Origin of the sequence: Anabaena cylindrica UHCC 0172 (genome assembly GCF_034931625.1) — a bacterium.
Classification (GTDB): domain Bacteria; phylum Cyanobacteriota; class Cyanobacteriia; order Cyanobacteriales; family Nostocaceae; genus Anabaena; species Anabaena cylindrica_A.
This window is the reverse complement of sequence record NZ_JAYGGY010000083.1, coordinates 57,121-76,531: the sequence shown is the minus strand read 5'-3', so window position 1 is coordinate 76,531 and position 19,411 is coordinate 57,121. Positions and strand designations below refer to the sequence as shown.

Annotated in this window: 6 protein-coding genes; 5 read left to right on the top strand and 1 reads right to left on the bottom strand. The window is 39.9% G+C overall.

Annotated elements, in window-relative coordinates:
- Positions 1–10 precede the first annotated feature (10 nt).
- The gene (locus VB713_RS17270; protein WP_015217390.1) at positions 11–256 is read right to left on the bottom strand and encodes an acyl carrier protein; all 246 of its coding nucleotides are present in this window, start codon (positions 254–256) and stop codon (positions 11–13) included.
- 1,208 nt (positions 257–1,464) lie between these two features.
- Here VB713_RS17270 and VB713_RS17265 point away from each other — a divergent pair.
- The 5 genes from VB713_RS17265 to VB713_RS17245 all read left to right on the top strand — a co-directional run bounded on the left by VB713_RS17265 (position 1,465) and on the right by VB713_RS17245 (position 19,405).
- Entirely contained in the window at positions 1,465–5,970 is a 4,506-nt protein-coding gene (locus tag VB713_RS17265; protein WP_416242453.1) for an SDR family NAD(P)-dependent oxidoreductase, read from the top strand.
- A gap of 16 nt (positions 5,971–5,986) precedes the next feature.
- Positions 5,987–10,417 (top strand): type I polyketide synthase, encoded by a 4,431-nt coding sequence (locus VB713_RS17260; protein ID WP_323312747.1) that lies wholly within the window; start codon positions 5,987–5,989, stop codon positions 10,415–10,417.
- Positions 10,414–13,836, top strand: coding sequence for an amino acid adenylation domain-containing protein (locus VB713_RS17255; RefSeq protein ID WP_323312746.1), 3,423 nt, complete (start codon positions 10,414–10,416; stop codon positions 13,834–13,836). The genes VB713_RS17260 and VB713_RS17255 overlap by 4 nt, the downstream gene beginning before the upstream one ends.
- Positions 13,833–18,416, top strand: coding sequence for a non-ribosomal peptide synthetase (locus VB713_RS17250; RefSeq protein WP_323312745.1), 4,584 nt, complete (start codon positions 13,833–13,835; stop codon positions 18,414–18,416). The genes VB713_RS17255 and VB713_RS17250 overlap by 4 nt, the downstream gene beginning before the upstream one ends.
- 113 nt (positions 18,417–18,529) lie before the next feature.
- The gene (locus VB713_RS17245) at positions 18,530–19,405 is read left to right on the top strand and encodes a class I SAM-dependent methyltransferase (protein ID WP_323312744.1); all 876 of its coding nucleotides are present in this window, start codon (positions 18,530–18,532) and stop codon (positions 19,403–19,405) included.
- The last annotated feature ends 6 nt before the right edge of the window (positions 19,406–19,411 follow it).

Here is a 19,411-nt window from a genome sequence, read left to right as displayed (position 1 = left end):
AGGCTAAATATTAGGTTTTGTTGGCGATCGCCGCCTCGACTACATTGCAGACTTGAGCCAAGGTCATATTTTGCCAAGCTTCTAGTTTGATGTTGACCCCTAGTTTTCGTTTTAGTCCCAAAGCAATTTCTACTGTTTCTACCGAATCAATCTGTAAATCTTTGCTTAAAAAGGTGTCTTCACATAGCGATTCTTCGGGAATACCTAAATCAGTCAGTATTGTTTTCAGGGTATTCATCACATTTAAGGTATCCATGAAGCAAAAAACTCCCCAGCTTATGACTCGAAGTCAAGTGCAGATTTCTGGCTGTATTTAATTAGACTTTTTGCAAAAGACTCCCTGGACGATGCCTGGGGTGTTTGCTAGTAGCTGACGCTGACAACAAACTGTTTGATTTGAGCTAATTAATGCAACTTATTTTCAATAATGTCTGTAGATACTCTAATAGTAATTAATTGCATTTGCAATCAATATTTAATAGAAAATAATTATCTTTTAAGCAATAAAGCATTATTATAAGTTATACAATAATATATCTATGTCTTAAGATGGATGCGAAATGTCGATAAGATAAAAATCTTCTTTTTTCAAGGAATTACAACTCTTTTTCCAGATAATTTAGGTAAAATTACTTTCCTGAAGAGGCTGAAAGAATTGTATAGACGGCATTTTGTATGGAAACACACCGGAACACCAAGTTTTTTGTACCTATATTTTCTGATTTTAGGCTTGCCAAAATTGTTGACCTGTATTAATCTAATGAAAGTTACTTGCAATAAGTAGCTTTTTGATATAAATCTGGGTTGCAGGAAGATTACTAAAATTGAGACTTTAATAAAAATAACTTTCAATAAATTCTCAAGTATCTATCCATCAAAACCAAACTTACCCTAGTTATAGCGGTTATCGGTTGAGTGAGGTACAAGAACCCCACCCGCAAGCGAGGAGGGGGCTATGATATACCTCATGTGATTAGGTAACGCTATATAAGAGGACGTTGGAAAAGTCCCTCATTGTGTATCGCATATTTTCAGATCCCCTCAACCTCTCTTAGAAAGGGCTTTTTAAAGGGGATTTAGGAGGATCTACAAGTGTTAAATACCACACGAAAAACTTTTAAAACATCCTCTAAGTAATTAAGCGTGATATTTATTATTGGGATAAGGTTTAAAGCTTGTTAATCTTTCTTTTTGTAGTTAGGTTTAATCGTGCTGATTTACTTATTTCAAAAATCAAATATGAATTCGATGGCATACTCCAACAAATAAAAGTAATTACCCAATTAAGATGAAGCTGCATAGAACAAAATATCAAGAATAATTGTGGCTTGCTTCCCGTTCGCGCAGTGTCTCTGACAGGAGAAGGGTACGCAGATGGACGCAGATAAAGATGGATTGTGTGCAGGGAAATTTGATCTGATGCATCGAGTTTCCAGTATGAAATTTTTTCCACAACTAACTTTTATGAATTTTCAGCACAATGGTTTAGAGATTGCAATTATTGGTATGGCTGGGCGGTTTCCTGGCTGCAATAATATTGATGAATTTTGGGAAAATCTGAAAACAGGAGTTGAGTTAACTTCAGTTTTTGCAAATACAAAATTAGCTAAAACAGACACAGAAGAGAAAATCAAAGCTGGTGGAATTCTGAGTAATGTAGAATTATTTGATGCTGCTTTTTTTGGTTTTAATCCTAGAGAGGCAGAAGCAATAGATCCTCAACATCGTTTATTTTTAGAATGTGCTTGGGAAGCTTTAGAAAATGCTGGCTATAACTCTCAATTAGAAACCAGACCAATAGGAGTTTATGCTGGTGTGGGGATGGGTACTTACTTGCTTTATAACTTAATTCCCAATGAAGGCTGGATAGAATCAAAAGGCTTTTTACAAACTTTAGTTGGCGTTGATAAAGATTATCTTGCTAGTCGTGTTTCTTATAAATTAAATCTCACAGGGCCAAGTGTCAGTATCGGAACAGCTTGCTCTAGTTCATTGGTGGCGGTTCATTTAGCTTGTCAAAGTTTGTTGAGTGGCGAATGTGATATGGCTTTAGGGGCTGGTGTTGCTGTAAAAGTGCCGCAAAACGAATTAACTTTATCTCCAGATGAAATTGTGGCTGCTGATGGACATTGTAAAGCCTTTGATGCTAGGGCGAATGGGACTGTAGGAGGGAATGGGATTGGGGTTGTAGTTTTAAAAAGATTAGAAGATGCGATCGCAGATCGCGATCGTATTTACGCAGTCATTAAAGGTTCTGCCATTAATAACGATGGTGCTGGCAAAGTTGGTTATACAGCACCTAGTCAAGAGGGTCAAACCAGAGTTATTCGCACAGCCCAAATAATGGCTGAAGTTGAGCCAGAAACCATTACCTATGTTGAAGCTCACGGTACCGGCACAGCTTTAGGCGACCCTATTGAAATTGCCGCGATGACACAAGCTTTTCGCGCTACCACTGACGAAAAAAACTATTGTGCGATCGGTTCAGTGAAAACCAATGTCGGTCATTTAGATGCAGCAGCGGGAATTGTCGGTTTAATCAAAACAGTTTTAGCACTTGACCACAAACTTATCCCACCCAGCCTCAACTTCGAGAGTCCCAACCCCCAAATTGATTTTGAAAATAGCCCGTTTTACGTCAATACAAAGCTTTTGGAATGGAAAACTAACGATAATCCTCGTCGTGCTGGGGTTAGTTCCTTTGGCTTTGGTGGGACAAATGCCCATGTCATCTTAGAAGAAGCGCCTCCTTTAGAAACCTCTAGTTCTGCTCGTCAACAACAGTTATTGGTATTGTCTGCTAAAACTAGTTCTGCTTTGGAAACAGCGACAAAAAATTTAGCTGCACATTTAAAACAGCATCCAGATTTGAACTTAGCTGATGTTGCCTATACCTTACAAATTGGTCGTCAAGACTTCAATTATCGGCGGATGGTAGTGGGAGAGAATCTTGAGGATGCAGTTAAAAAGCTGGACTCCGTTGATCATGAATTTTTGGCATCTAGCGTTCGCTCTGTAGTGTTCATGTTCACAGGACAGGGATCGCAGTATGTCAACATGGGTAAAGAACTCTATGAGCAGGAGATTATATTTAGGGAAGAGTGCGATCGCTGTTTTGACTATCTCCAACATCATCTCCACATTGATTTACGCTCCTATTTATATCCAACTGAAACAGATATTCAAACAGCAACCCAGCAATTACAGCAAACAGCAATTACTCAACCAGCCTTATTTGTCATTGAATACGCCCTAGCTAAATTGTGGATGTCTTGGGGAGTGTCTCCTGTAGCCATGATTGGTCATAGCATAGGGGAATATGTAGCAGCTTGTATCGCTGGTGTTTTCTCCCTAGAGGACGCTTTATCACTGGTAGTAACTCGTGGGCAAATGATGCAAAAACTACCGGCAGGAGCAATGCTTTCCGTCAGCTTACCCGCTCAAAAAATGCAATCATTTTTAGGTGAAAACCTCTCTCTAGCAGCCAGCAACGCACCATCCTTGAGCGTCGTATCTGGAACAATAGCAGATATAGCAAAACTAGAACAACAACTCACAACAAAAAGCATAGAATACCGACGATTACATACTTCTCATGCCTTCCATTCCGCAATGATGGCATCAGTGGTTGAACCTTTTACCTTAGCAGTCCAAAAAATCAAACTTCATCCCCCACAAATCCCCTTTATTTCCAATCTTACCGGTACTTGGATCACACCAGAAGCAGCCACAGATCCCAATTATTGGGCGCAACACCTACGCCAAGGTGTACGATTTGCGGAAGGAATTGCTCAGTTGTTACAAAATGCAGAATCAATTTTTCTAGAAATTGGCCCAGGACGGACATTAACTACCTTAACTAAACAACAAGCATCTGCAAGAGTCATACTTTCTTCCCTGCGTCATCCCCAGGAAAAACATTCTGATGTAGGATTTTTTCTCAATACTTTAGGCAAACTCTGGTTGACAGGAGTACAGATAAATTGGTCTGGGTTTTATCAGCATGAAAAACGCCATCGCCTACCATTACCAACTTACCCCTTTGAGCGTCAGCGTTATTGGATTGATCCACCACAACAAAGCAATCATCACAGCCAAAGATTAAAGCTAGATGATTGGTTTTACCTCCCTTCTTGGCAACGTTCAATTATATCTACACAAGATTTAGCAACAGCAAATATTTCTTGGCTAGTATTCGTAGATCATACTGGATTTGGGGACGCTTTTTGTCAACGCTTAAAAACTCACTACCAACAGGAAGTTATTCAAGTTAAAATTGGCAATTTCTTCTCTCAGGTAAATGAGCAAGTCTATACAATTAACCCACAAGTCCGAGAAGATTATGAAAAATTATTTCAGAAAATATCTCAATTAGGAAAAATACCCTTAATTGCTCACCTATGGAGTCTTAATCCCCATGAATCCTTTGATAAATCCCAAGAACTAGGTTTATACAGCCTACTCAATTTATCTTATGTAATTGCTAAAGAAAAAATCACCGAACCTTTAAAAATTGGCGTTATATCTCATGATATCCAAATAGTTATCGGTGATGAAAATATTCACCCAGAAAAAGCTACAGTTTTAGGTGGCTGTAAAGTCATTCCGCAAGAACAGCCAAATATAACTTGTCGTAGCATTGATATTGTCATTAATAAATTAAGTGAAAATGAACTTATAGATAAATTAATAGTAGAACTTGTTGCAGATACTAGCGAAGATGTAATTGCTTATAGAAATAACTATCGTTGGGTACAAACCTTTGCAGCAATACCTTTAGAAAAGACAGCAACAACAAAACAACTGCGACAAAAAGGAGTTTATCTAATTGTTGGTGGACTCGGTGGTTTAGGTTTAGGAATTGCCGAATATTTAGCCAAGACAGCACAAGCCAAATTAGCTTTAATTGGGCGTTCAACTTTACCAGAAAAATCAACATGGGAAAATTGGTTATTAACCCATGATGAACAAGATATTTCTAGTCAAAAGATTCGTAAACTACAACAAATAGAAAAACTTGGTGCAGAAGTATTAGTTTTGAGTGCTGATGTTGCTGATGAAGTCCAAATGCGATTAGCAGTAACTCAAATAAACGCAAAATTTGGTGCAATTCATGGAGTAATTCATGCCGCTGGAGTACGTGGTGGAGGTTTAGCTCAACTCAAAACACCCACAATCTTGAAACCCGTCTTTGCACCGAAAATTCAAGGAACATTAGTACTTGATAATATCTTCAAAGATGTACCATTAGACTTCTTAGTTTTTTGGTCTTCTATTACAGCTTTCACTGGTGGATATGGACACGTAGATTATGTTGCTGCTCATGCTTTTTTGGATAGATTTGCTCACCTTTCAACATTGAAAACTGTAACTATTAACTGGAATGTATGGCAAGAAGTAGGAATGGCAGTGAATCTACAAGTAGAGTATGGATTTCAACAGTCCCATATTGAAGTTCTCAAGAATGGTATCACTGTAAAAGAAGGCATGGAAGCATTCAACCGCATTCTTGAAAGTGGAATATCTCAGGTTCTTGTAGCTACTCAAGACATCCAAGAAACGATGGCTCAATATGCTAGTATGAAGTCTATTTTTGAAGAGGCAATAGTCAAAGAAAATTCAGACCAACCAACTTATCCTCGTCCTCATCTGAATAATTCTTATGTTTTGCCTCGTAATAAAATGGAGCAAATAATTGCCGATATCTGGCAACAGGTTTTAGGAATTGAAAAAGTGGGAATTTGTGATAATTTTTTTGAATTGGGTGGTCACTCCTTAATTGGTATTCGAGTTATTGCCAAACTTAAAGAAGAGTTTAATATCGAATTGCCCACGGTGAGTATTTTTGAAGCGCCAACAGTTAGTCAACTTGCTCAATTATTAACTCAGGATGAAAGAGAGGATTCTACATTACAACAAAGACGTTCTCGTGGAGAAATTCGTAGACAAATAATGCAAAAGCAAAAATAAATGGAGTGATTTGGAAATGGATATAGCAGTTATTGGTTTATCTTGTCGTGTACCAGGTGCAAAAAATGTCAATCAATTTTGGGATAATTTGGCAAATGGTGTAGAATCTATTACTCATTTTTCCGAGGAAGTTTTAGAGGTATCTGGGATACCAAAAACCGTGTATAGTCAAAAAAATTATGTCAAAGCTAGACCTATTTTAGAAGATATAGAACTTTTTGATGCTGGTTTCTTTGGCTATAGTCCGGCAGAAGCCGATTTAACTGATCCTCAACAACGGATATTTTTAGAATCTGCTTGGGAAGCATTGGAAAATGCTGGTTATAATCCAGAGATTTACGAGGGATTAATTGGTGTTTATGCCGGGGGAATTTTTAATAATTATTCACTTTTAAAACTTCAACAAAAAAATCATATAGGAGATCACGAATTTGGTAATTTATTAATAGCTAATGATAAAGATTATTTACCTACAAGAGTTTGTTATAAATTAAATTTAAAGGGTCCAGGAATTAATGTTCAAACTGCTTGTTCTACTTCTTTAGTAGCAACTCATTTGGCCTGCCAAAGTTTATTAAATCATGAAATAGATCTGGCTTTAGCAGGGGGAATTGCGATTAGTCTGCCACATAAAGTGGGTTATCTTTATCAAGAAGGTGGTATCCTTTCCAGCGATGGCCACTGTAGAGTTTTTGATGCTAAAGCAAATGGAACACTGTTTGGAAGTGGCGTGGGAATCGTTGTTTTAAAGCGGCTGGAAGAGGCATTAAGGGATGGCGATCGCATTCATGCAGTGATCAAAGGCTCGGCTATTAATAATGATGGTTCATTAAAAGTTAGTTATACAGCACCTAGTGTGGAAGGACAGGCCGGGGTAATTACTGAAGCTTTAGCCAATGCTGGGTTAAATCCCGAAACTATCAGTTATGTTGAAGCACACGCAACTGGGACATCAATGGGAGATCCCATTGAAATTGCTGCTTTGACAAAGGCTTTTCGTGCTGATACTCAAAAAATAGGTTACTGTGCGATTGGATCAGTTAAAAGCAATATTGGACATTTGAATGCAGCAGCGGGTGTTGTCAGTTTAATCAAAACCATCTTGGCACTAAAATACAAGATGATTCCCCCCAGTCTACATTTTGAACAACCTAATCCGCAAATTAATTTTGCTAATAGTCCCTTCTACGTTAATACCAAATTATCAGCATGGAATACTGATGATGTTCCTCGCAGGGCTGGTGTTAGTTCTTTTGGTGTTGGTGGTACAAATGCCCATATAGTTTTAGAAGAAGCTCCGGAAATAAAGCTTTTTGGGAAATCACGTCCTTGGCAATTGTTAGTTCTTTCAGCTAAAACCGCTACAGCCTTAAACAAGGCTACTATTAATTTGGTTGAATATTTAGAACAACATAGAGAAATTAATTTAGCGGATATTGCTTACACCCTCAGTCTTGGTCGTCAAGCTTTTAGCGATCGCCTAATAGTAGTATCTCAAAACCTGGACGCAGCTGTCAAAGCACTTAAATCACAAGATTCCTCAACAGTATTCAGCCAATTTCAGGAATCACAAGAACGGCCAGTTATCTTCATGTTCCCAGGTCAGGGTACGCAATATGTGAACATGACGAAAGAACTCTACCAAGTTGAACCCACATTTCGTCAGCATATTGATATCTGCTGTCAACTTCTCCAACCTGATCTAGGAATTGATCTGCGTCAAATTCTCTATTCTGAAAAATCCCCAGAAACAGCAATTACTCAATCAGTATTATTTGTGATTGAATATGCTTTAGCTCAATTATGGATATCTTGGGGAATACATCCTGTAGGCATGATTGGGTATGGGACAGGAGAATATGTTGCTGCGACTTTAGCCGGCATATTTTCCCTGCAAGACGCTTTAAAATTAGTCACAAATAGTCAAAAAATTGCCGAAATTCACCTGCAACCACCACAAATTCCCTACATCTCTAATTTGACTGGAACTTGGATTACTACCCAAGAAGCAACAGATCCTCATTACTGGCTGAAAAAGAGGCAAGGGAGCAGGGAGCAGGGAGCAGGGGGGACAGTTGAGATAGAGATTCGACACTTCGACAAAGCTCAGTGGCCACCCCACCTGGACGAGAACCACTTTGTAGAAGTGGGGGACTCAGACCCATCTTCCACTCCGCTTCACGGCACGAGGAAGGGGTCATTTCTCCCTGCCCCTTCGGAGAATTTTAACGCAGGTTTACAAGAGTTATGCCAACAACCTGGACAAATTCTGCTGGAGGTAGGCATAGGAAATACCTTGAGTACCTTAGTCAAACAGCATCCGACATCTGCTCAACAGGTAATACTATCTTCAGTAGACGAGAATCAATCAGCAGTAGCATTTTTACTGAATACCTTAGGTCAACTGTGGTTAGCTGGTGCATCCGTAGACTGGTCAGGATTTTATACTCATGAACACCGTCAGCGTCTGCCTTTGCCTACTTATCCCTTTGAGCGTCAGCGTTATTGGATTGAACCGCAAACACCGATATCAACGGTGAAAAAAGCAGATATTACCGATTGGTTCTATTTACCTTTATGGAAACAATCTATACTAGCAACCCAATATGAAGAATTAGCACCGTCACAGTCTAGCTATTTGGTATTTTTGGATGAGTGCGGCTTGGGTTGGCAACTAGTAGAACGACTACAACAGCAAGGTCACGATGTGATCACAGTTCAAATTGGAGCGAAATTTGACAAATTTAGCGATTCCTGCGGTGAACAAGGATTACATTCATATACCCTCAATCCTGAACAAAGTCATGATTATCAAGCCTTAATCAATGAACTGCAAGATCAAAATAAGCTGCCAACTAATATCGTGCATTTATGGAGTGTTACACCAGATACTAATACCAATCTAGAATTAGAAATCAGCGAAAAAATTCAAAATTTAGGCTTTTACAGCCTGATATTTCTCACACAAGCATTAACAAAACATCATCTAGTCAATGAGTTAAAAATTTCAGTTGTAGCTAACAATTTATATGATGTCAATGGAGAAGAAAATTTATGCCCAGCAAAGACAACTTTGCTAGGAGCTATTAATGTCATCCCTCAAGAATATCCAAATATCATCTGTCGCAGTATTGATGTTAGTTTACCTATTTCCCAACAACTGATTAAGCAAATAATTACAGAAATTACCGCTCAATCTTCTGACCGATTTATTGCTTATAGAAAAAATCATCGTTGGGTGCAAATTTTTGAAGCAATTCAATTAAAACCTCATCTGGAAACAACACATAAATTAAGACAAGGAGGAGTATATCTAATTACCGGAGGACTGGGGAATATTGGATTAGTTATAGCCGAATATTTAGCTAAAACTGTACAAGCGAAACTCATTTTAATCGGTCGTTCGGCTTTTCCAGCCAAACATGAATGGAGCCAGTGGCTAACAAATCATGACGCTGAAGATACTATCACTCGCAAAATTCACAAACTTCAGGAACTTGAAGAAATTGGTGCTGAGGTTTTAGTTATCAATGCTGATGTAGCTAATCTTGACGATATGCAAAAACTGTTCTACCACATTGATCAGCAATTTGGTCAACTTCATGGCATAATTCATGCCGCTGGAACTTTTGGAGAAACTTTATCAAGTGCTATTAACAAGATAGATAAAACTATTTGTCAGCAGCAGTTATCACCTAAAGTCAATGGACTTTTGGTATTAAAAAAAGTTTTGCAGGGACACAAACTTGATTTTTGCTTATTATTATCTTCCCTCTCTTCAATTTTAGGAGGATTGGGTTATGCTGCCTATGCAGCCGCTAATATATTCATGGATACTTTTGCCCATCAATATGCTGATAGCAACTCTATTCCTTGGCTGAGTGTCAATTGGGACACCTGGAAAGTGAGAGATGACAGTCAAATAGGGGGAACTTTAGCAGAATTCACCATGTTACCTGAAGAAGGAATTCAGGCTTTTCAACGAATTTTATCCGGTGGGAATTTTCCTCAAATTATTGTCTCTACTGGAGATTTACAAACTAGAATTACGCGCTGGATGCAACAAGATTTTTCAACAGTAGGACATAATGACAAAATAAATAATTCACAGTCATTTCATGCCAGAGCAAATCTGCAAAATGCTTATGTTGCTCCCAGAAATGAAATTGAGCAAATACTGGCTGATATTTGGCAAGAACTGCTGGGAATAGAGCAAGTAGGTATATATGACAACTTTTTTGAGCTAGGCGCACATTCTTTACTAGCGACTCAAGTTATTTCTCGACTGCGCCAAAAACTCCAAATCAATTTGCCTGCAAACAGTATATATGAAGCACCTACCATAGCAGAGATATCAATATACATAGAGAATCACTGTTTACTTAGTCAAACACTCCAGCTAGGAGCAAATGCTAAATTTAGCGATCGCGAGGAAGGAATATTATGAAAAATATTCATCGGTTATTATCTGAGTGTATTCGTTTAGACGTTAAACTCTGGGTTCAGGGTCATGAGTTACGTTATAGTGTCCCGAAACGATTAATTTCCTCAGAATTGTTAGCGGAGATACGGGAGCATAAAGCAGAAATCATTCAATTTTTGCAAACCACTAACTTAGCCACCAGTCCCCATCTAGAGTCTATTCAACCTGTACCACGGGATGCAGCAATACCCCTATCTTTTGCCCAGCAAAGAATTTGGTTAATCAGCCAAATTGAAGACATAAATGCAACTTACAACTTATCTGGCACCTTAAAAATTAATGGTGCGCTGCAAGTTCCCATCCTCGAACAAAGCATTAGGGAAATCATCCAACGTCATGAAATTCTGCGTACCACCTTGGGGAATATCAACGGACAAGGAATCCAGGTTATTTCACCAACTGTCAATTTTACCTTGCCATTGCTAGATTGGCGATCGCTCTCCCCAGCCAACCAAATAGAAGCAAGAGAGCAACTAATTATCCAAGCAGCTCGGCAACCTTTTGACCTCACCAAAGATTTATTATGGCGATGCACATTATTACAAATAGGACAAACTGAGTATTTATTGCAGATTGTCATGCACCACACAGTATCAGATGGGTGGTCATTAGGAGTATTTTTTCGAGAACTAAACGCTATTTATACAGCCTTGAGCCAAGGTAAAAACCCACCATTGGCAGAGTTAGCCATCCAGTACGCAGACTTCTCAGTCTGGCAAAGACAGCAACTGCAAGGAGAATATCTAGCACAACAACTATCCTACTGGAAACAGCAATTACAAGGAGCGAACACATTCTTACAATTGCCCAGCAATCGACCACGACCGCCATTACAAACCTTTATCGGCAAAAGCCAATCCTTCACCTTAGACCACAATCTCACTAGCGCACTTCAAACTCTAGCGCAAAACACCGGAGTCACCCTGTTCATGTTGCTGCTGGCAGGATTTAAAACCTTACTGTACCGCTACACCCAGCAAACAGATATCCTCGTCGGCTCACCTATTGCCAACCGCAATCATAGCCAAACCGAAGGTTTAATAGGTTGTTTCGTCAACATCTTATTACTGCGGACTGATTTATCCGGTAATCCCAACTTTCGGGAACTATTAAATCGAGTCCGGGCTATGGCATTAAGTGCTTATGCTCACCAAGACTTACCATTTGAAAAGCTAGTAGAGGAATTACAACCGACAAGGGACTTAAGTTACTCACCATTGTTTCAAGTGATGTTTATCCTGCAAAATGCTTTTGATACCAAGGATATTCAGCTTGGGGATTTAAATGTGCAGTCTTCACAGGTGGATACTCACACATCACAGTTTGATTTGACAATGGAGTTCACACAACAAGACTGGGGTTTGGTCGGCAGAGTTGAGTACAAAACTGACCTGTTTGATGAGCAGACAATCGCTCGATTCATCGCCCATTTTCAGACTTTATTGGCTGGCATTGTCGCTCATCCTGAACAATGTTTATCTGATTTACCTTTACTAACTCCCGGAGAATATCTGCAATTACAGCAGTGGAATCAAACTCAGATTGATTATCCCCCAAATATTTGTATTCATCAGTTGTTTGCACAGCAAGTAGAACGCACACCAGATGCAGTTGCCTTGGTCTTTGAAAATGAGCAATTAACTTATCGAGAACTGAACATCAAAGCCAATCAACTCGCACACCATCTGCAAAAATTAGGTGTGCAACCAGAAATATTAGTCGGCATTTGTGTAACTCGTTCTCTAGAAATGGTTATTGGAATTTTGGGTATTCTCAAAGCCGGAGGAGCTTACGTCCCCCTAGATCCAACCTATCCTCTAGAACGTCTAGAATTCATGCTGGCAGATGCCCAAGTTCCCCTTTTACTTACCCAAACGCCACTACTAAAAACATTACCAACTCATTCAGCCCAAGTCATTTGTTTAGATACAGACTGGGATCAAATCACCCCCCATAATCAACAAAATCCCGATAGTGGTGTTAGCAATGAAAACTTAATTTATGTGATTTATACTTCCGGCTCTACAGGCAAACCCAAAGGGACAATGAACACCCACAAAGGACTGTGTAATCGTTTATTGTGGATGCAAGATACCTATAAATTAACACCGCAAGACAGAGTTCTACAAAAGACTCCTTTCAGTTTTGATGTATCAGTTTGGGAGTTTTTCTGGCCATTAATCACCGGAGCAAAATTGGTAATTGCTCAACCAGGAGGACATCAAGATAGTGCTTATTTAGTCCAATTAATTGCTCAAGAGCAAATCACAACAGTGCATTTTGTACCTTCAATGCTGCAAGTGTTTTTAGAGGAATCAGGGTTGGCAGCTTGTAGCTGTCTCAAAAGGGTGATTTGCAGCGGAGAAGCTTTGGCTAAAACTTTACAAGACCGCTTTTTTGCCCGTCTGGATGTTGAGTTGCATAACTTGTATGGGCCAACAGAAGCAGCAATTGATGTGACTTTTTGGGAATGTCAGCGTCATAGTCAGCTGCCAATTGTGCCTATTGGTCGCCCGATTAGCAATACCCAAATTTATATCCTAGATGGGCAAGGAAAGCCAACCCCTGTGGGTGTCCCTGGGGAATTACATATTGGTGGGGTGGGACTGGCACGGGGTTATTTAAATCGCCCAGATTTGACAAAAGAAAAATTTATTCCCCATCCTTTGCATAAATCCCCGTCAGACCGTCTCTACAAAACAGGTGATTTGGCTCGTTATTTACCTAGTGGAGAAATTGAGTATATTGGTCGCATTGACAACCAAATTAAACTCCGGGGCTTCCGCATTGAACTAGGAGAAATTGAATCAGTCATCAGACAACATCCACAGGTAAGGGAAGTTGTGGTGATGGCTAGAGAAGAAGTCCCTGGTAATCAGTACTTGGTAGCCTATATAGTTCCTGATTTAAACACAAATATCGTCACGAGTGAATTACGCGCCTTTCTAGGGGAGAAGTTGCCAGAGTATATGCTCCCAACAACTTTTGTGAATTTGGCAACATTACCATTCACACCCAATGGCAAGATCAACCGCAAAGCTTTACCTGTACCAGATAATTCCAGAAATAGTCAAGTTGTTTTTGTTCTACCCCGCACCTCTACAGAGAAAATATTAGCTGCTATTTATGCCGATGTTTTAGGACTGGAAAAAGTGAGCATTGATGATAACTTCTTTGCCTTGGGAGGACATTCTTTATTAGCCACCAAGGTGATCTCTCGGTTGCGTGAGGCATTCAAAATAGAGTTGCCTCTGCGTAGTTTGTTTGAGAGACCAACTGTGGCCAATTTAGCCGAGCGAGTGGAAACAATAAGTTTGGCTCTCACCCAAGTTTCACGTTCTTTTGGTGTTGTGGAGAAAGGTCGAAAAGAAATAGAATTATGAAAACGATTGATGAGTTCTTTTCCTATCTAAATAGTCTAGATGTCAAACTCTGGGTTGAAGATAATCGCTTACGTTGTCATGCTCCAGAGGCAGTATTGACACCAAGCCTCAGCACTCAGATATCTGAACGCAAAGCGGAAATTATCGAATTTTTTACCCAAGCTGAACTCAGCGCACATTTACGATCGCTATCTATTGTTCCTATCCCCCGACAAGGGCATCCCCCCCTATCTTTTGCCCAACAACGGCTGTGGTTCATTGACCAGATGGAACCGAACAGTTCCTTTTACAACATACCGGGGGCGGTGCGTCTGATTGGCTCACTGAATGTGACTGCTCTAGAACAAGCTATAGGAGAAATTATCCGTCGCCATGAAGTGCTGCGGACTACCTTCCCGACTATAGAAGGTCAGCCAGTCCAGATGATTCACCCATTTTCAGAATGGATGTTGCCAGTATTGGATTTGCAACACTTAAGCACAGGGCAGCGGGAAAGGGAAGTTTTACACCTAATTAGTCAAGAAGCCCAAAAACCTTTTAATTTAGCTGAAGGTTCACTTCTGCGAATTACTGTTCTATGTTTAGATGAGTCGGAATATATATTGCTGTTGACCATGCACCATATTATTGGTGATGCCTGGTCTATAGGGGTTTTTCTCAAAGAATTAGCAGTTTTATATACAGCTTTTTCCCAGGAACAAGCTTCTCTGCTACCAGAGTTACCTATTCAATATGCAGACTTTACTGCTTGGCAGCGTCAGTGGTTGCAAGGTGAAGTGTTGGAGACTCAACTTGCTTACTGGCGGCAACAATTGGGCGGCAGCTTGCCAGTATTGCAATTGCCGACAGACCTACCCCGTCCTAGAGTTCAGACTTTTCGTGGCGCAAGTCAATCTTTTTGTTTATCTCCTGAATTGACTCAAGCGCTTAAGGTTTTGAGTCAGAAAGAAGAGGCGACTCTTTTCATGACTCTACTAACGGCGTTTAAAATCCTACTTTATCGCTACACTTACCAAGAAGATTTATTGGTCGGTTCACCGATTGCTAATCGGAATCGGGTGGAAATTGAGGGATTAATTGGCTTTTTTGTCAATACATTAGTGTTGCGTACTGATCTTTCTGGCAATCCCACTTTTCGGGAATTATTGGGTAGGGTACGACGGGTAACTTGGGAAGCCTATGACCATCAAGACTTGCCCTTTGAAAAATTAGTAGAGGAACTGCAACCTGAGCGTGACTTGAGCTACAGTCCATTATTCCAGACGATGTTTGCGATGCAGAATACATCAGATATGGATGTATTACTTCCTGGTTTAACTAGTACGACCCTACCCCAGTCCAACTCTACTGCTAAGTTAGATTTAATTGTGGATATGCGGGAAACCTCCACGGGACTGATGGGGGTATTTGAATACAATACAGATTTATTTGATGATCAAGCGATCGCTCGCATGGCAAATCATTTACAAAATTTGTTGTTGGCTATTGTCAATCATCCAGAACAGCGAATTGCCGAATTACCCTTACTAACGACTGTGGAGCAATCTCAATTATTGGTGAGATGGAATCATACCCAAACAGAGTATCCCCAAAATTTATGCTTTCATCAGTTATTTACAGCCCAAGCTGAACAAAGAACCGATGCAGTCGCAGTTGTTTTTCAAGATCAATATTTAACCTATCGAGAACTCAATCAACGCGCTAATCAGCTAGCACACTACTTGCAACAACTAGGTGTAGTCCCAGAGACTATCGTGGGCATTTGCGTAGAGCGTTCCTTGGAGATGATCGTGGCATTTTTAGCCATCCTCAAAGCTGGTGGGGCTTATCTACCTCTAGATCCAGCCTACCCCCAAGAACGTTTGGCTTTCATGTTGTCAGATTCACAAATTCCCATTCTCTTAACAACCCAAAACTTAGTTGCAAAACTACCTAATTATCCAGGACAAATCATCTGCTTAGACACAAACGGGGAAAAGATTGCTCAACAAAGCCAAGAGAATCCAACCAGTGATGTCACAATCAATAACTTAGCTTACCTAATCTATACCTCTGGTTCTACGGGAACTCCCAAGGGCGTGTTAGTCCCCCATGAAGGATTGGTGAATTTAACCCAAGACAAAATTCGCACTTGTCGCGTCCAACCAAATAGCCGTATCCTGCAATTTTTCTCCTTCAGTTTTGATGCTTCCATCCCAGAAATATTGATGGCACTTGGTTCTGGTGCAGCCCTCCACTTAGCAACACCAGAGGAGTTACTACCAGGAACAGCATTGATGCGGCTGTTGCGTAAACAAGTAATCACCCATATGACAATATTGCCATCAGCACTAACAGCCTTAACTCCCGAAGATTTACCAGCATTGCAGATGGTGTTAGTAGGGGGAGAAGCTCCTTCTGGAGAAATGATTGCACAATGGTCAAAGGGGCGACTATTTATCAACGCCTATGGTCCCACGGAAACGACAGTTAATGCCAGTATGGTGGAATGCGGTAATGGGGGACAAATATCTCCCACTATTCGCCCCTCGGCCAATAAGCAATTGTATATCTTAGATAAATATCACCAACTTGTTCCTGTTGGGGTTGTGGGTGAAGTATACATTGGTGGGGTTGGTTTGGCACGAGGCTATCTCAATCGCCCGGAAAAAACTGCGGCAGCTTTCATTTCTCACCCTTTTAGCAATCAACCAGGTAGCAGACTTTACAGAACTGGAGACTTAGCTTATTATCTCAAAGATGGTAACATTAAGCTCCTTGGTCGTGTAGATCACCAAGTAAAAATTCGTGGCTTTCGCATTGAACTAGGAGAGGTTGAGGCTTTGCTCACCCAACACCCAGCAATCCGAGAAAATGTGGTGGTTGTGAGAGAAGATCGCCCCGGTGATAAACGTTTGGTAGCTTATGTAGTACCTGAGTCGAAAATTATCCCTACTACCAGCGATTTGCGCCGCTTCATGGAAAAAAAGTTGCCTAAGTATATGGTACCTGCGGTTTTTGTCGTTCTGGAAGCCTTACCACTCAATCCCAACGGCAAAGTAGACAGAAGGGCGTTACCTGCACCTGATACAATGCGACCGGAATTAGAAGCAGCATTTGTTGCTCCTCGTACTCCTACAGAGTCAGTTTTAGCAGGGATTTTTGCCGAAATTCTGCAAGTTGAGCGGGTAGGTGTGAATGATGACTTCTTTGAATTAGGAGGACATTCATTACTAGCAACTAAACTAATTGCTCACTTACTTAAGGCTTTTCAGGTAGAGTTAACAGTAATGGACTTATTTGAGGCTCCTACTGTTGCGGGTTTGGCTGAACCCATTGAGAATAGACAAACAACAGGAATTATTGACAAATATCATGATGAAACTTTAGCCTTACTCACGGCTGATGCGCTCCTAGATTCAACAATCTATCCTCCATCTGTAGCTACCGAAAGCAGGGATGCAAATTCTATTTTATTAACTGGAGCGACTGGTTTTTTAGGGGCTTTTTTACTTGAGGAACTGCTGCAACAAACATCTGCTACTATTTACTGTTTAGTGCGGGCAAATGATATCACATCAGCCAGACAAAAGCTGCGAAAATGCTGGGAATCATATTTGATTTGGGATGAAAATTATAGCGATCGCATTATTCCCATGATCGGAGATTTGTCACAGCCGTTCTTAGGTCTTGCGGAAACAGAATTTCACAAGTTGGCTGAATCCATTGATGTAATTTATCATAATGGCGCATGGGTACATCATGCTTCTCCTTACTCCTTACTTAAAGCTACTAACGTTTGCGGAACCCAAGAAGTTCTGAGATTGGCTTGTCAAGTGAAAGCCAAACCTGTACATTTTATGTCTGCCAGCAGCGTTTTTGCGGCTGCGGGTAATTCTGGAGTCAGAGTCATCCGAGAACAGGATAATATTGATGATCAAGTACCATTAGGCGGTTACAACCAAAGTAAATGGGTTGCTGAAAAATTAATTAACCAAGCAGGCTCACGCGGACTCCCTGTTTATATTTATCGACTAGGACGTATATCAGGACATAGCCAAACGGGTGTCTTTAATGTCAATGACTTTTTGTACAGGTTGATTATTGGTTCTGTACAACTAGGCTGCATACCAGATCAGGAAATGATGCTGGATATAATTCCTATAGATTACGCCAGCAAGGCGATTGTTCATCTATCAACGCAATCTATTGCTGGGAATCAAGTTTTTCACTTCGTACATCCCCAGCCTGTTTCCGCAAAGGTTTTGTTTGAGCAACTGCGATCGCATGGTTACTCTATTCAAGAAATTGCTTATGACCAATGGCATAAACAACTCATGGATATAGCTGAAAATTCACCGGAACACGCTTTATATCCATTAGTTTCGCTTTTTCCTAGCAGAATTTCTCAAACACAAACCTCTAATACCGCAGTATTGCAATTTGACTGCCAGAATACACTCAATCGACTTACAGGTACATCAATTACTTGTCCCCCAATCAATGAACATTTACTAAATACTTACATTTCATATCTTATTCAGAGTGGAAATATTCCTAATCCAACTCTCAATCAAGATTCAAAAAAAAATAGTAGCTGATATATACAATATGTCAGCAAAATAGTAGTTCATTGCTTAAATATTGACCAATGATTACTTGATGCTACAAGCCTCCAGATTTATCTCTAAATTCACACAAAGGAAAATATTTGATGAAGTCACAAATTCGCTACACAGATTACGACCCCTGGGCTTGGTTATATGACGAATCAGAAGCACACCTATCCTCTCGTCGATTGCTCCCAAAACTGAAACAATTAGTCTTACCACATCTTCCTGTAGAAGGGCAAATTCTCGACCTTTGTTGTGGTACTGGACAATTAACACAAACACTAATTCTCAAGGGTTATCAACTCACTGGACTTGATGGCTCAGAAAAAATGTTGCACTATGCTCGCAAGAATGCACCTAATGCTAAATTCATTTTAGGTGATGCCCGCTTATTTGAATTACCAAATACCTTTGATGCAGTTATTTGTACTGATTCGGCTCTTAATCATATCATGAGTCTTGAAGAACTTAAATCTGTTTTCCATAATGTGTATGCAGCTATGAAGGAAAACACCATATTCTTTTTTGATTTAGGTTTAGAAAAACGATATCGTAATATACCCGTTAATGATGGTGAACTCCAAGAGAACTATGCCTGGAGCGTTGGCGAAACCTATAATTCAGAAACTAAAACAGGTACGTTCACTATCACCGTTTTTCAAAAAAAACATGGACAATTAGATAAAAGTTCTACACTCATTGACTCAATTTTACCGCAGATAAAACGCTTGGTTTACAATAAATTTTTGCGTTTTGTCAAACCCTCATTATTATTACCAATCCTAGCTAATCAATGGGATCATTATAACATTACTTTTTCAGTGCATCCCTATTCTCAAGCAGAAATAAAATCAGCATTATCAGAAATTGGTTTTACCAATATTAAAGTTTATAACTATTTTGGTTTTGCTAGTGAGAAAGAGAACAAATATGGCTATTTTGTAGCTCATAAATCTAAAACATTGATAAATGAATAGCTTCAG

Bases quoted from the DNA above. Each gene is read 5' to 3' on its own strand.
- VB713_RS17270 (WP_015217390.1), bottom strand. From the start codon at position 256: ATGGATACCTTAAATGTGATGAATACCCTGAAAACAATACTGACTGAT.
- VB713_RS17245 (WP_323312744.1), top strand. From the start codon at position 18,530: ATGAAGTCACAAATTCGCTACACAGATTACGACCCCTGGGCTTGGTTA.
- VB713_RS17255 (WP_323312746.1), top strand. From the start codon at position 10,414: ATGAAAAATATTCATCGGTTATTATCTGAGTGTATTCGTTTAGACGTT.
- VB713_RS17260 (WP_323312747.1), top strand. From the start codon at position 5,987: ATGGATATAGCAGTTATTGGTTTATCTTGTCGTGTACCAGGTGCAAAA.
- VB713_RS17250 (WP_323312745.1), top strand. From the start codon at position 13,833: ATGAAAACGATTGATGAGTTCTTTTCCTATCTAAATAGTCTAGATGTC.
- VB713_RS17265 (WP_416242453.1), top strand. From the start codon at position 1,465: ATGAATTTTCAGCACAATGGTTTAGAGATTGCAATTATTGGTATGGCT.